The sequence below is a fragment of the Nocardioides sp. URHA0020 genome, from assembly GCF_000620705.1.
Taxonomy (GTDB): Bacteria; Actinomycetota; Actinomycetes; order Propionibacteriales; family Nocardioidaceae; genus Nocardioides.
Window position 1 is genome coordinate 229,474 of the sequence record NZ_KK211171.1, and the last position, 14,696, is coordinate 244,169.

A 14,696-nucleotide genomic window follows, 5' to 3' on the forward strand; every position below is an offset into this window, starting at 1 on the left:
AGGCCCCCACAGCCAACGCTGTGGGGGCCTCGTTGCGTCGTACGACGCGTTGTCTGCTCAGACGCCCCGGCCACCGCGAACGCGGCCCAGGATGAAGAGCACCAACGCAACGATCGCGAGGATGATCAGAATGGTCCACAGCATGACAAGGCTCCGTCCGTTGGATGATGCGAGACGACGCAGCACCGCGCGGGATCGCCGCGGGTCGGTCGCCGTCTCGAGCGCGCACCAGGTGGCGCACTCAACAGGTGCCCGTTGCTGCGGACAGCCAAACCCTCCTCAGTGCGACTCGCGTGAGACGGCGTCGCCGCTGGAGCCGACCAGGAAGTCGAGGTCGGCGCCGGTGTCGGCCTGCAGGACGGTCTCGACGTACAGGCGCTCCCACCCCCGCGTGGGGGCCGCGAAGGCGTCGACGGCGGCGCGCGCCGGCGTCCTGCTCGCCAGCTCCTCGTCGGACAGCTCGACGTCGAGACGCCGGCCCGCGACGTCCAGCACGATGACGTCGCCGGTGCGGACCAGGCCGAGCGGGCCACCGGCGGCCGCCTCGGGCGAGACGTGCAGCACGACGGTGCCGTACGCCGTACCGCTCATCCGGCCGTCGCAGACCCGGACCATGTCGCGCACCCCCGCCTCCACCAGCTTCTTGGGCATCGGGAGGTTGGCGACCTCGGGCATGCCGGGGTAGCCGCGAGGTCCGCAGCCGCGCAGCACCAGCACGGAGTCGGCGTCGACCTCGAGGTCCGGGTCGTCGATGCGCGCGTGCAGGTCCTCGACCGAGTCGAAGACCAGCGCGCGACCGCGGTGCTGGAGCAGCTCCGGGGTGGCGGCGGCCGGCTTGATGACCGCGCCGGTCGGGGCGAGGTTGCCCCGGAGCACGGCGATGCCCGCGTGCGCCTGGAACGGCTCGGCCCGGGGCCGGATGACCTCCCGGTCCCAGATCTGGGCCTCGCCGAGGTAGCTGACGAGCGGGCGGCCGGTGACCGTGATCGCCTCCGGGTCGAGCAGGTCCTCGACCTCGCGGAGCACGGCCAGCAGGCCGCCGGCGCGGTGCAGGTCCTCCATCAGGTACTGCCCCGCCGGCTGCAGGTTGACCAGCAGCGGCACGTCGGCACCGGTGCGGTCGAAGTCGTCCTGGGTCAGCTCGACGCCGAGGCGGCCGGCGATCGCGAGCAGGTGCACGACGGCGTTCGTGGAGCCACCGACCGCGGCCAGCGCAACGATCGCGTTGAGGAAGGAGCCGCGGGTGAGGACGGCGCTCGGGCGACGGTCGGCGGCGACCATCTCGACCGCCAGCCGGCCCGCCTCGTGGGAGCCCTCCAGCAACCGACTGTCCGGCGCTGGCGTACCGGCCGTGCCCGGGATCGTCGACCCCAGCGCCTCGGCCACCATCGCCATCGTGGAGGCGGTCCCCATCGTGTTGCAGTGCCCGCGGCTGCGGATCATCGACGACTCCGACCTCAGGAAGTCGGCCTCCGAGAGCTGCCCGGCGCGCACCTCCTCACTGAGCCGCCAGACGTCGGTGCCGCAGCCGAGGGGTACGCCGCGGAAGGTGCCGGTCAGCATCGGTCCGCCGGGGACGACGAGCGCCGGGATGTCCACCGACGCGGCCGCCATCAGCAGCGACGGGATCGTCTTGTCGCAGCCGCCGAGCAGCACCACGCCGTCGACGGGGTTGGCCCGGAGCATCTCCTCGGTGGCCATCGCCGCCATGTTGCGCCACAGCATCGCGGTCGGGCGGACGAGCGTCTCGCCGAGCGACACCACCGGCAGGTTGAGCGGGATCCCGCCGGCCTCGTAGACACCCTGCTTCACGCTCGCGGCGACCTCGTCGAGGTGCGCGTTGCACGGCGTCAGGTCAGAGGCCGTGTTGGCGATCGCGATGTGCGGGCGCCCGTCGAAGGCGTGCGCCGGCAGCCCACGGCGCATCCAGGCCCGGTGGATGTAGGCGTTGCGGTCGGTGCCGGCGTACCACTGGCTGCTGCGCGGAGGACTCATGCGTTCCAATTCTCGAAACTGTGGTCTAGCATCCGGAATCGTGACCGAGGCTACAGCGAGCGACGAGCGGCTGGTCGGATCCGACCGCGTGCTCGCCGTCCTCGCGGTCCTCGCACGCTACTCCGACGGCGTCGGCCTGGAGGAGATCACGGCTGCGGTCGGCAGCCCGAAGCCCACCGTGCACCGGGCGCTCGGGTCGCTGCGCCGCGCCGGGTTCGCCGTCCAGGACGGCCGCGGCCGCTACCTGCTTGGCGACGAGTTCCTGCGCCTGGCCTTCACCCACCACGAGGGCCGGCCCGACCACGTGCGGGTCGGCGCGACGCTGCAGCGGCTGGCCGAGCGGTACGGCGAGACCGCGCACTACACCGTGCTCCAGGACGAGTCCGTCGTCTACCGCTCGAAGGTCGACCCGGCCCAGGGGGCGGTCCGGCTCACCTCGGTCGTCGGCGGCCGCAACCCCGCGCACGCCACGGCGGCCGGCAAGCTGCTGCTCTCCTACCGGCTGCCCGACCGCGCCGCGGTCGCCTCGTGGGCCCGCGGTCGCACCCTGGCCCGTCGCACCGACACGACGATCACCACCGTCGACGCCCTGCACGAGGAGCTCGAGCTGGTCCGCGCCCGCGGCTACAGCGTCGACGACCAGGAGAACGAGCCCGGCATCCACTGCCTCGCGATCCCGGCGTTCCTCACCGGTCCCACCGTGCCCAGCGGGGCGATCAGCATCAGCGCCCTCGCCTACCGCACCCCACTCGCCCGTCTCGTCGACGACGTCGACGCGATCCGCGCTCTCACGGAGGAACGCCCATGACCAGTGCCGAGCAGGTCACCGACCCGATCTACGAGCTCGCGGAAGGACCGGTCTGGGACGCACCCCGCAGCCGTCTGCTCTGGGTCGACATCCTCGCGGGCCTGGTGCTCGAGGGACGCCTCGACGCCGGTGCGGTCGAGGTGACGCGGCAGCACCGGTTCGCGTCGTACGTCGGCGCCGTGGCGCCCGCCGCGGACGGCACGCTGCTGGTCGCCGACCACCGCCGGCTGACGCGGGTCGCGCTGGACGGCGTGCGCACCTCCGGCCCCGACCTCTTCGTCGACCACCCCGACGACCGGTGGAACGACGCGGTCTGCGACGCGCGCGGACGCTTCCTCGTCGGCACCGTCTCGCTGACGGGGGCGCGCCACTCCCAGCGCCTCTTGCGGGTCGACGGCGCGCGCACGACCGTGCTCGACGACGACCTCGGGCTGGGCAACGGGATGGCGTTCTCCCCCGACGGCTCGCAGCTCTACAGCGTCGACAGCGTCCCGGCCCGGCGGGTCTGGGTCCGCGACTACGACCAGGACTCGGGCGCCGTCGGACCGCGCCGCCCGGCGCTCGACCTGGACGACGCCGTGCCCGACGGCCTGTGCGTCGACGCCGACGGCAACCTCTGGCTCGCCGCCTGGAGCCAGGGCCAGGTGCGTTGCTACTCGACGGCCGGCGCCCTGCTCGACGTGATCCAGCTGCCCGCTCCCCACACGACCAGCCTCGCCTTCGTCGGCGCCGACCTCGATCAGCTGCTGATCACCACCGCCCGTGGTGAGCTGTCGCCCGAGGAGCAGGCGGAGCACCCGCTCTCGGGCAGCCTCTTCCTCGCCCGGCCCGGCTGCACCGGCCTGCCGACCCACCCCTGGTCCGGGCACCTCGACACCCAGGAGACACCGTGAAGCTGATGCGCCTCGGCCCTCTCGGCGCCGAACGCCCCGTCGTACGCCTCGACGACACGACGTACGTCGACGTCTCGGACGTGGTCGACGACTTCGACGAGTCGTTCTTCGGTGCCGGCGGCCTCGCCTCGCTCGGTGCCCCGGTCGAGGAGCGGACGGCGAGCGGTGACGTCTCCACGTTCGGCGACGAGCGCGTCGGCGCCCCGATCGCGCGACCGCACCAGATCCTCTGCATCGGCCTCAACTACAGCGACCACGCCGCCGAGACCGGCCAGAGCGTCCCGGACGAGCCGATCCTCTTCACCAAGTCGCCCAACACCATCGTCGGCCCGTACGACGACGTGCGGATCCCGCGCGGCTCGACCAAGCCCGACTGGGAGGTCGAGCTCGGCATCGTGATCGGCCGGCGCACGTCGTACCTGGACTCGGTCGAGGAGGCGCGGGACGCGATCGCGGGCTTCGTGCTGGTCAACGACGTCAGCGAGCGTGCCTTCCAGATGGAGCGCAGCGGCCAGTGGTCGAAGGGCAAGTCGGCCGAGACCTTCAATCCGACCGGCCCGTGGCTGGTCACCCCGGACGAGATCGACGACGTGCTTTCGCTGGGGATGTGGCTCGACGTCAACGGCACGCGGCGGCAGACCGGATCGACGGCGACGATGGTCTTCGACCCCTACGTCATCGTCCACCACCTCAGCCAGTTCATGGTGCTCGAGCCGGGCGACCTGATCGACACCGGCACGCCGCCCGGGGTGGGCATGGGGCTGGATCCCCAGGTGTGGCTGGCTCCTGGCGACGTGATGGAGCTGGGCATCGACGGTCTGGGGACGCAGCGCCAGCACGTGATCGGGCCACGCTGACGTGCGTGCCTTCGTGCTCACCGGCCCCGGGGAGTCATCGGTCCAGGACGTCCCGCCGCCGGCCGCCGGACCGGGCGAGGTGGTGGTCGACGTCGCCCGCGTCGGGGTCTGCGGCACCGACATGGAGATGGCCTCCGGACAGATGGAGTACCTGCACGACGGGCTCGCCCACTACCCGGTGCGCCCGGGCCACGAGTGGTGCGGCACCGTGTCCGCGGTCGGCGCCGGCGTGCACGAGTCGTGGCTGGGACGCCGTACGACGGGTGACACGCAGCTCGGCTGCGGGCGCTGCCACCGCTGCCGGACCGGCCGGCAGCACGTCTGCGACGACCGCTTCGAGATCGGTCTGCGTCGCGGCTTCCACGGCGCCCTGGCCGAGCAGCTGGCCGTGCCGGTCAGCACCCTCCTGCCGCTGCCCGACGCGGTCGACGATGCCGCCGGAGCGATGGTCGAGCCCGGAGGCAACGCGCTGCGCGCGGTCCGCGCGGCGTACGTCGAGCCGGGCGAGCGGCTGCTGGTCCTGGGACCCGGCACCATCGGCCTGCTGGCGGCCCGCTTCGCGCTGGCGCAGGGCTGCGAGGTCCACGTCGTCGGCGTGACCAGGTCGTCGCTGGAGTTCGCGACGTCGCTCGGGGTCGACGGCGCCTGGACGGCCGAGACGCTGCCCGACCTCCGCTGGGACGGCGTCATCGACGCCTCCAACCACGCGTCGTCGCCGACGCGGGCGGCCGAGCTCGTCGACGCCGGCCGCCGGATCGTCCTGATCGGGCTGTCCGAGGCACCCAGCCTGCTCGACACCCGGACGCTGGTGATGAACGACGTCACCGTCACCGGCATCCTCAGCGCCTCGCCCGGTCTGGCCGGCGCGATCGAGCTGTACGCCGCGGGCGAGGTCGACCCCCGCCCGCTGATCGCCGCGACCGTGGGCCTCGACGAGGTCGGCGCCGTGCTCGCGGGCACCCGACCGGCGGGCGCGGGAGCCGGACCCAAGATCCACGTCGATCCACGGACCAGGAGCTGAGATGAGCGACTTCGACGGACTGACCGCCCTCGTCACCGGCGGCGCGAGCGGGATCGGCGCGGCGACCGCCGCGCTGCTGGCCGCGCGCGGCGCGCGCGTCGCGATCCTGGACCGCGCCGTCCCCGGCACCAGCGGCTTCCTGGAGCTGTCCTGCGACATCACCGACCGCGCCGCCGTGGACGCCAGCGTCGCCGAGGCTGCGGCCGCGCTGGGTGGGATCGACGTCCTGGTCAACAACGCGGGCATCGGCGCCATCGGCGACGTCTCGGACAACGACGACGCCGAGTGGGCGCGGGTGCTCGACGTCAACGTGGTGGGGATGGCGCGGGTCTCGGCCGCTGCCCTCCCCCACCTGCGTCGATCCGGGCACGCGGTGGTCGTCAACGTCAGCTCGGTGGTCGCCGCGGTCGGCGTGCCCCAGCGTGCGCTCTACTCGGCCAGCAAGGGCGCCGTCGCGACCCTGACCCTCGCGATGGCCGCCGACCACGTCACGGAGGGCATCCGCGTCAACGCGGTGCTCCCCGGCACGGCCGACACCCCGTGGATCGGACGCCTCCTCGACCAGGCCGAGGACCCGGTCGCGGCCGCTGCGGCGCTCAAGGCCCGTCAGCCGCTCGGGCGCCTGGTCGCTCCGGAGGAGGTCGCGCACGCGATCGTCTACCTGGCCAGCCCGCTCAGCGCCTCCACGACGGGCACGCTGCTGGGTGTCGACGGCGGGATGGCGTCGCTACGGTTGCCGTCATGACCGACCGCACCCTGCTCGACCAGCTGATCGCCCAGGAGCAGCGGCTGGTCTTCGAGTCCTTCGGCGTCGAGGACGCCTGGCAGCTCGGCGTCGCGCTGCGCGAGGCCGCGGCGGCGCGCCGCCTGCCCGTCGCCATCTCCGTGCGCCGCAACGGTCAGCGGCTCTTCCACAGCGCGCTGTCCGGGGCCTCGGCCGACAACGACGGCTGGCTGGATCGCAAGTGCGCCGTCGTCGACCGCTACGGCTGCTCGTCGCTGCGGGTCGGTGAGCAGTTCCGGGTCGCCGGCAAGTCCTTCGACACCGACGCGCGGCTCGACCTCACGACGTACGCCGCGCACGGTGGTGCGTTCCCGATCCTGGTGCGCGGCACCGGCTGCGTCGGCACGGTCGCCGTCTCCGGCCTCCCGCAGCTCGAGGACCACCAGCTCGTCGTCGACGTGCTCGAGCTCGTCCTGGGACTCCGCGAGTAGCGTCCGAGTGGTGAGCAACCTCGCCGACGCGATCTTCGAGCACGCCGCCCACGACCCGGGCAGACCGGCCGTCCGGTCGGGTGACCAGGTCGTCACGTACGGCGAGCTGCGCGACCGCGTGGCGGCGTACGCCCGTGAGGTCGGCGCGGCCGGCATCCGCCCCGGGGACCGGGTCGTGCTGATCGCGCCGACGGGGCCGGAGTTCGTGGTCGCCTACTACGGGCTGCACGCGGCCGGAGCCGTGCTGATCACCATGAACGTGATGGCCACCGCCCCCGAGATCGACTACGTCCTCGGGGACGCCGAGGCCTCGCTGGTCGTCGCCTGGCACGAGGCCGCCACGGCCGCGACTGCGGCGGCGACCGGCCGCGGGCTCCCGCTCCGGGTCCTCGGGCCGCTCGCGGACCAGCCTGTCGTGGTCCCGGCGGCGACCCCCACGGCGCCGGTCGACCGGGCCGACGACGACACCGCGGTCATCATCTACACCTCCGGCACGACCGGGCGGCCGAAGGGCGCCGAGCTCGGGGTCGCCGGGATCTTCGCGCTCGTCGAGGCGGCGCGGGCGCGGCTGAGCTTCGACCCCGCGACGGACCGGGCCGGCACCGCGCTGCCGCTCTTCCACGTCTACGGTCAGCTGATCGTCCTGCACATCTCGATCTCGCTGGGCGCGCCGGTCTCGCTGCTGCACCCCTTCGAGCCGACCCGGATGCTCGAGATGGTCCGCGACCACCGGCTCACCATCGTCTCCGGGGTGCCGGCCATGTGGATCGCCATGCTCCACGCCGCGGGCGACACGGCACCGGAGGACTTCGCGCAGCTGCGGCTGGCCTCCTCCGGTGGCGCGTCGCTCCCGGCGGAGGTGATCCGCGCCTTCCAGGAGCGCTTCGGCGTGCTGCTCCGCGAGGGCTACGGCCTCAGCGAGACCTCCGGGTGGGCCACGTCGACGCCCCACGACCAGGAGCCGAAGATCGGCGCGGTCGGCCGCGCCGTGCCCGGCATGCAGCTCGAGATCCGCGACCCGCTCGGTGCCGCGGTGCCGACCGGCGAGGTCGGCGAGGTGTGGGTCAAGGGGCCGATCGTGATGAAGGGCTACTGGCGCAACCCCGAGGCCACCGCCGAGGCGATCCAGGACGGCTGGCTGCGCACCGGCGACCTCGGCACCCTCGACGAGGACGGCGACCTGCGCATCGTCGACCGGCTCAAGGAGCTGATCATCCGCGGCGGCTACAACGTCTACCCCCGCGAGGTCGAGGAGGTGCTCTACCAGCACCCCGACATCGTGGAGGCCGCCGTGATCGGGGTCGCGGACGCGACGTACGGCGAGGAGGTCGCCGCCGTGATCGTGCTGCGCGACGGCGCTGACCTGTCGACCGAGGCGCTCCGCGCGTGGGCGAAGGAGCGCCTCAGCGCCTACAAGGTCCCGCACCTCGTGCAGGTGCTTCCGGCCCTGCCCAAGGGACCGTCGGGCAAGATCCTCAAGCGCGCGATCGACCGCGACCGGCTGCGGGCCGGCGGCTAGCTCAGCCGGCCGTAGCTCGGCAGCTTGAAGCTGCGCTCCAGGTGCCCGCCCCGCATGTCGGTGCGGCGGTTGCCGATGACCGCGATGATCGTGTAGCCGCGGCGCTCGAAGGACTTGCGGCACCGCACCTTGCCGGCGACCAGCGACTGCTGCGGGCTGTGCCGGACGCAGACGGCCCTGAACCGGTAGCCGGCGTCGCGCAGGACCTGCGGGGTGTCGCCGAGCTGGCCCTTCGTGCGCCCGGTCGCGAAGTAGACCGTCACGCCCAGCCGGTCCGCCCGGCGGGCGAACGCCAGGACCTTCTTCACCGGGCGGGGCCAGGCGTACTCGGTCGCGATCGAGGTGTTGTCGATGTCGAGGACGACCGCGAGTCTCTCGCCGGGCCGGCGCGCCTCGGCGCGGCGTCCGAGGTAGCTCCAGGAGCCCTCCATGGCGCGGCTGACGTCACGGAGCCAGACCTGCTTCGAGGGCAGGCCCTGGGCCCGCTGCGACGGTCCAGCGGAGCCGGCGGCCGGACGGTCGGCGTACGCCGCGCCGGGCGCGCCGACGAGGAGGCAGAGACAGAAGAGGAGCGGAGCGAGCACGAGGCGGGACACGCTTCGAGCATAGGCACCTCGTCGGCCGATCCACCAAGCCTCCACCCCGTCGGGTGGGGTGGTCCTCGCACGCGGGTGGGGACACGCCGTCGGCTCCGCCGATGTATCCACGCGCGATCGGAGCCGCTCCTCCCCGTATCTCGTTCTGCCACCGGCAGAGCACTCTCGGAGGGGAAGAACCGATGCGACGCACCACCCTCACACTTCTCGCGCTCGGCACGAGCGCCGCACTGCTCGCCACGGCGATGACCGCCAACGGCGCCGTCGAGACCAGTCCCAGCAACGGCTACACGGTGACCTACACCCCCGACGACGGCATGGTGCCGCTGACGGCGGCCGAGTTCCCGCAGCTCCAGGCCCAACGCCTCGCGACGGCCCTGTCCAACAACAACGCAGTCACGCCGGGCAACCCCGCCGGGCTCCACAACGGCTACGCCGCCCAGGGCTTCGACGCCCCGGACTTCGCCGGCTCCCCGCGGCAGATCCTGGCGCTGGACTGCACGACGATCGGCGGCTGCGACTCCGGCAACGCGCCGGCCGACCGGATCAACATGCCGGTCGCCAACTACCGCAGCTCCGCCGAGGACTGCCTGCGCCTCGTCGTCGGCCACGAGCTCTTCCACCACATCCAGTACGAGTCGATCGGGTTCGGCAACTGGTCGACCTGGGGCGCGGACCCGGTCGAGGGCACCGCTCGGGTGATGCAGGACAAGCTCTACTCCGACCTCGACAACAACGCCGGCTGCATCACCTACCTGGCGCAGGTCAACAACTACCTCGGCGACCCGAGCCGCACGATGTGGGGCCTCTCCTACACCACCGCGCTCTTCTGGAACTACCTGATGGAGCGCCTCGGCAACGACCGCGCGGAGCCGGGGGTCGGCACCGACTTCATCCGTGAGTTCTGGCAGAACGCCCAGGACGCGGGCTCCAACCGCGACTTCCTCGGCACCCTGCGCACGACGATCCACGACTTCGACTCCACCGCGAGCCTCGAGGGCCTCTTCCACGACTTCACGGTCGCCAACTACACCAAGCAGATGGACGTCAGCGCACTGCCCGACGGGAGCAAGTACCGGTACGTCGACGAGCAGCAGCCGGGCGCCGCGGCGTACGACGCGGTGCCGGTCACCGACGTGGGCACCATCCCGCCGAGCGTCGGCCCGACCCCCCTCAACGTGAGGGCCTGGGCCGCGAAGTACCTCCAGGCCGACATCGGGGACTGCACCGGCGTCGCCGGCCTCGTGGTCGACGGCGACCGCGCCGGGGTCGCCCTGACCAGCCAGGACTCGGGCGGCGCCGTGGTGCGCCTCGACAAGTCCGTCGGCACCCACTTCGCCCGCGCCATCCTGGTCCGGACGAGGGCCACCGAGGGCAAGCGGATCACCCGCCTCGGCGCCGTCGTCACCGGCCTCAACGACGCCGCCGACGTGGACTACCGCTTCGCCTGCGGCGCCTACGACCTCCAGATCAAGGATCCGACAACCGCCAACAAGGCGTTCGTCGGGACTAAGTCGGACCCGAACCGGTTCATCGTCCGGGTGCAGGTCCACGGACCCGCCGAGCTCGGCACCCCCTCGGTCGAGGGCCTGCGCGCCAGCGACTTCACGGCCCGGGTCGGCAACCAGGACGCGAGCGTCCTGAACGGCGCCTACGTCCAGGGCGAGTACTGGCTGACCGTCCAGGCGCCGTCGTTCCCGGCAGCCGCCCCCGACGTGCAGGACCTCACGGTCCGGCTCGGTGACGTGAGCGACTCCAACGCCCAGTCCGTGAGCTACCAGGTGCGTCACCTCGACCAGATGCTGACCATCGACCGCTCGGGCTCGATGCTCGAGCCGGCGGCCGCACCCAAGATCGACGCGGCCCGCAACGCCGCCTCGATGTACGTCGACGCCGCACGCTCCGACGACAAGCTCGGGGTGGTCAGCTTCAGCGGCAACAACGTCGAGCCCGACGACGACGCGACCCTCGACGCCCTCCTCTCGACGATGACCTCCGGCAACCGTGACAACGCGCGCATCAAGGTGCTCGGGCTGACCGCCAACGGGATGACGAGCATCGGGGACGGTGTCTTCAAGAGCGCCGCCGAGTTCCCGATCCGGGGCACGACGATCGGCGAGGACCACATCGTGCTGCTCTCCGACGGCATGGAGAACGAGGGCAAGTACTGGACCGACGTGCGCGCAGCCGTCATCGCGGCCGGCGTCAAGGTCGACACCATCGCGCTCGGCCCGCTCACCGACCAGGCCCTGCTCCAGCAGATCGCCGACGACACCGGTGGCACCTACTACTACGTCGACGTCAACAGCGGGCTCGGCGGCAGCCAGCCGCTGCGCCGCTCCACCCGGTCCCTCAAGTCCGGCACGTCCCCCCTGGGCGCGATCGGCGGCTCCAGCCTCGCCAACAACCTCGCCGACGTCTACTTCTCTGCCACGGAGGACTCGGCCGGCCTGGAGCGCTTCTGGCAGGACGGAGACACCCTGCCGGGCGGCGGGTCCACCGTGCCGGAGATCAAGCTCGACGAGGGCGGCATGACCGACGCCGTCATCGCGGTCAACTGGCCCGGGGTCTCCGACCCGCTCAAGGTCGAGCTCGAGGCGCCGGACGGCACCCTGGTGTCCCCCGGCGCGGGCGTCGAGGTCACCAGGACCGACACCCACGTGGTCTTCCGGATCGCGACCATGGACACCGGCACCTGGCGGCTGCACCTCGACAACCCCGACAAGAGCACCGGATGGGTCGCCATGGCGGCGGGGCGGCCGACGTACAGCACCTCGATGTGGACGAGCGTCGCCGACACCCACGTCTTCCGCAAGGAGCTCGACGGGCACCGGTGGGGCGAGCAGATCCCGATCGTCGCGAGCCTCACCGACAAGGACGGCGGCGTGGCCCGCGGTCGGGTGTACGCCGACGTGACCCACCCGGACGGCACGACGCTGCGCCTGCCGCTGCTCGACGACGGCAACCACGCCGACGGGACGGCGGGCGACGGGATCTACGCCGGCGTCTACACGCGGACCACCGAGTTCGCGAAGCGTGGCGCCGACGACGACAGCGCGAAGCCCGACGGCTCCTACCAGGTGCAGATCAGCGCCGAGGGCAAGAACAACCTCGGTGAGCCCTACACCCGCTACGAGCACCGCTCGTTCGCGCTCTACGAGAACGGCGACCCCAACCCGGACACCGACGGTGACGGCATGCCCGACCGGTACGAGGGCTACCACCCCGGGTGCCTGAAGGCCACCGATGCCGGTGACGCCGGTCTCGACCCCGACGGCGACGGGCTGCGGTCGCTCCGCGAGTGGCAGGCGGGCACCGACCCGTGCCACCCCGACACCGATCGCGGTGGTGAGCCGGACGGCTCGGAGCTCAAGCGCGGTGCGAACCCGTTCGACCCGAGCGACGACGCCCTCCCGCGCCCCGAGGGCGCTGCGGTCATCGGTGCGGTGATCGACCACCTGCCGCGGCCCAAGCTCACCTCGGGCACGCTGCTGATCCGCTACCCGGCGAACCCGGCGTACAAGAGCATCCGGCTGCTGCGGTCGACCAGCGCCGCCGGACCGTACGCCGTCGCGCAGACCTTCGACTCCACCGCCAAGGGCGGACGGGTGCGCGACACCGGCCTGGTCAACAGCAAGCGGTACTACTACAAGGTCGTCGGCGTCGACTTCGCCGGCAACCGCTCCGACGAGAGCCCCGTCTTCAGCGGGATCCCGCGCAAGGAGCCGATGCCCCCCATCGGCTCGGTGACCATCAACGCGGACCGGCCCTTCGTGAGCAGCGCGGCCACCAAGCTGACGCTCAAGGTCGACGACGCCGACGTGGTCTCGATGATGGTGTCCAACGACGTCGACTTCACCGGAGCCGCGTGGCAGCCCCTGGCCGCCACCCTGCCCTGGACGCTGTCGCCCCGAGCCGACGGGTTCTCGACCGTCTACGCGAAGTTCCGCGACCGGGCGGGCAACGTGTCGAACGTCGTCACGGACGAGGTCCGGGTCAGGGCCGGTCTGATCTCGCTCACCGGCGTCATCAAGCCCGACAAGGCCCCGCGGGACGGCACTCCCGACGGCGTCTGGCTCCGGGTGCTCGGGCACCCCGAGCTGCCGCTGGTCCGCACCAGCACCACGGGCAGGTTCACGCTCTCCGGGCTGCCGGCCGGGGTGACCTACCACGTGTCCGGACGCGGCGCGGGCTACGTCGTCAAGAAGGCGGTCGCCATGGTGCCCAACGCGGTCACCTCCGTGCCGGCCACCTGCAGCTCGACCTGCTGACGGACCACCGGAGACCGGCAGCGGGTGACGAGGACCGGTACGGCGATCCGCCGTACCGGTCCTCGCGCGCTCGCCGGTGCGCCCTCAGTCGTCGCGCAGGCGGCTGTAGGCCTGCTGGAGGAAGTCGGACGTCCCGATGACCGAGAAGACCGCCGCCCACGCGCGGGTCGCCCGCGGCGCGAGCGCGAGACCGGCGACGTACGCCGTCGCGATCCACACGTCGAGGCAGAAGGGACAGCTCAGCAGCTCGCCCACGGTGTGCCGGACCCCGTGACTGCCGCGGATCCGGTCGACGTGCTCGCTGGACCCCGCAGGACCGGCGAACTCGGTGAAGGGCGCGCGCACGGGGCTGGTCACCGCCCCCTTGGCGAGCAGCCTGCTGAGCTTGTGGGTGGCCACGGCTCCGACGACCAGGTCGGCCACGTCGTAGGAGTCGGGCGTGCGTCCCGATGACCGGGCGGTGGCGACTGCGGCGGCGCAGGCGACGGCGTACACGCCCATGCTCCCGGCGAAGCCGCGGACGTTCACCTCCCCGCTGGGGTCGTAGCGCGGCAGGGCGGAGAGGGCGGAGTTCATGACGTCGGGTATCCCCCACGCGCGCTCTCACTCCGTCGGATCCTCCACCCCTTGGGGCGTGTTGACGACCACCGGCCGGGGGTACCGGCTCGGGATCGTCGGAGAGCCTCCGGACCGGGCAGGTCCGGGGGTCGTGCAGGAAAGGGAGAGCCCATGCTGGAGATGCTCGTCATCCTCGTCTCGTTGGCCTCGGCCTACGTCGCCATCCACGTCGTCGGTCCGGGCCGCGAGCGGCGCCGCTAGCGGTGACCGCCGCGCACGACCTGGTCGCCGTGCCCGGTCTCGGGCTGGGTGCGGAGGCCTGGTCGCCGTGCCTGGAGGCGCTGTCGACCGGCCCCGGCACCGTCCGCACGCTTCCGGGGTACGGCGAGCCGACCGCCGGGTCCGACGCCCTGTGGCCGGTCGACCTCGCCGCCCGGCTCTGCGACGGGCTGTCCGGGCCCACCACCCTGCTCGGCCACTCGTCCAGCTGCCAGGTCGTCGCGCACGCCGCGCGGGTGTGCCCCGAGCTGGTGCAGAGGATCGTGCTCGTCGGACCGACCACGGACCCGCGCGCCGTCTCGTGGTCCGCGCTCGCAGGCCGGTGGCTGCGCAACGCGATCCACGAGGACCCGCGGCAGCTCCCACGACTGGTGCGGCAGTACCGCCGCACCACGCTCCGGTCGATGCGCGCCACGATGGACCGAGCCCGCCACGACGACATCCGGGCGACGCTGTCGTCGGTGCGGTGCCCGGTCGTCCTGGTCCGCGGGGCGCACGACCACATCGCCCGAAGCGACTGGGTCCACGCCCTGGCCGCCCTCGGAGCACCGACGGTCGTCGTCGAGCTCCCGGCCGCGGCGCACATGGCGCCGCAGACCCATCCTGACCTGGTCGCCGACCACCTCGACAGGCACCTGACGTGACGGACTCGGAACCGGTGCGGGTGCGCTGGTACGACGTCGC

Annotated in this window: 12 protein-coding genes; 9 read left to right on the forward strand and 3 right to left on the reverse strand. The window is 72.6% G+C overall.

Annotation, left to right across the window (positions count from 1 at the left end; genetic code table 11):
- Window positions 1–279: 279 nt before the first annotated feature.
- A complete protein-coding gene (locus N542_RS0120500) occupies window positions 280–1,995 on the reverse strand; it encodes an IlvD/Edd family dehydratase (protein ID WP_028645526.1) in 1,716 nt (571 codons plus the stop codon).
- Window positions 1,996–2,035: 40 nt separating this feature from the next.
- Here N542_RS0120500 and N542_RS25890 point away from each other — a divergent pair, with 40 nt between their 5' ends.
- The 7 genes from N542_RS25890 to N542_RS0120535 are packed head-to-tail and all read left to right on the forward strand — an operon-like array spanning window position 2,036 to window position 8,308.
- Complete coding sequence (locus N542_RS25890) at window positions 2,036–2,803, forward strand: IclR family transcriptional regulator (protein WP_036509052.1); 768 nt, start codon at window positions 2,036–2,038, stop codon at window positions 2,801–2,803.
- Complete coding sequence (locus tag N542_RS0120510) at window positions 2,800–3,696, forward strand: SMP-30/gluconolactonase/LRE family protein (RefSeq protein ID WP_028645527.1); 897 nt, start codon at window positions 2,800–2,802, stop codon at window positions 3,694–3,696. The genes N542_RS25890 and N542_RS0120510 overlap by 4 nt, the downstream gene beginning before the upstream one ends.
- Before the next feature lie 5 nt (window positions 3,697–3,701).
- A complete protein-coding gene (locus tag N542_RS0120515) occupies window positions 3,702–4,553 on the forward strand; it encodes a fumarylacetoacetate hydrolase family protein (protein ID WP_231482802.1) in 852 nt (283 codons plus the stop codon).
- A gap of 1 nt (window position 4,554) precedes the next feature.
- Complete coding sequence (locus N542_RS0120520; protein WP_028645529.1) at window positions 4,555–5,574, forward strand: zinc-dependent alcohol dehydrogenase; 1,020 nt, start codon at window positions 4,555–4,557, stop codon at window positions 5,572–5,574.
- Window position 5,575: 1 nt separating this feature from the next.
- Window positions 5,576–6,319, forward strand: a complete 744-nt coding sequence (locus N542_RS0120525) for an SDR family NAD(P)-dependent oxidoreductase (protein ID WP_028645530.1) — start codon at window positions 5,576–5,578, stop codon at window positions 6,317–6,319.
- Entirely contained in the window at window positions 6,316–6,789 is a 474-nt protein-coding gene (locus N542_RS0120530) for a heme-degrading domain-containing protein (protein WP_028645531.1), read from the forward strand. The genes N542_RS0120525 and N542_RS0120530 overlap by 4 nt, the downstream gene beginning before the upstream one ends.
- Window positions 6,790–6,799: 10 nt before the next feature.
- On the forward strand, window positions 6,800–8,308 hold the full coding sequence (locus N542_RS0120535; protein ID WP_028645532.1) for an AMP-binding protein: 1,509 nt from the start codon (window positions 6,800–6,802) through the stop codon (window positions 8,306–8,308).
- On the opposite strand, the gene N542_RS25895 is transcribed toward N542_RS0120535, so the two are convergent.
- Window positions 8,305–8,904: an HAD family acid phosphatase gene (locus tag N542_RS25895; protein ID WP_051552161.1), complete on the reverse strand. Its 600-nt coding sequence runs from the start codon at window positions 8,902–8,904 to the stop codon at window positions 8,305–8,307. The genes N542_RS0120535 and N542_RS25895 overlap by 4 nt on opposite strands.
- A gap of 182 nt (window positions 8,905–9,086) precedes the next feature.
- Here N542_RS25895 and N542_RS0120545 point away from each other — a divergent pair, with 182 nt between their 5' ends.
- Window positions 9,087–13,175 carry a choice-of-anchor X domain-containing protein gene (locus N542_RS0120545; RefSeq protein ID WP_028645533.1) on the forward strand — a complete coding sequence of 1,363 codons (4,089 nt, stop codon included), beginning with the start codon at window positions 9,087–9,089 and terminating at the stop codon, window positions 13,173–13,175.
- 84 nt (window positions 13,176–13,259) lie between these two features.
- Here N542_RS0120545 and N542_RS0120550 read toward each other — a convergent pair whose 3' ends face one another.
- On the reverse strand, window positions 13,260–13,751 hold the full coding sequence (locus N542_RS0120550; RefSeq protein WP_036509062.1) for a DUF1360 domain-containing protein: 492 nt from the start codon (window positions 13,749–13,751) through the stop codon (window positions 13,260–13,262).
- Window positions 13,752–13,996: 245 nt separating this feature from the next.
- Between N542_RS0120550 and N542_RS25900 the strand changes: the two genes are divergently transcribed.
- Window positions 13,997–14,656, forward strand: a complete 660-nt coding sequence (locus tag N542_RS25900) for an alpha/beta fold hydrolase (protein ID WP_051552162.1) — start codon at window positions 13,997–13,999, stop codon at window positions 14,654–14,656.
- Window positions 14,657–14,696 lie beyond the last annotated feature (40 nt).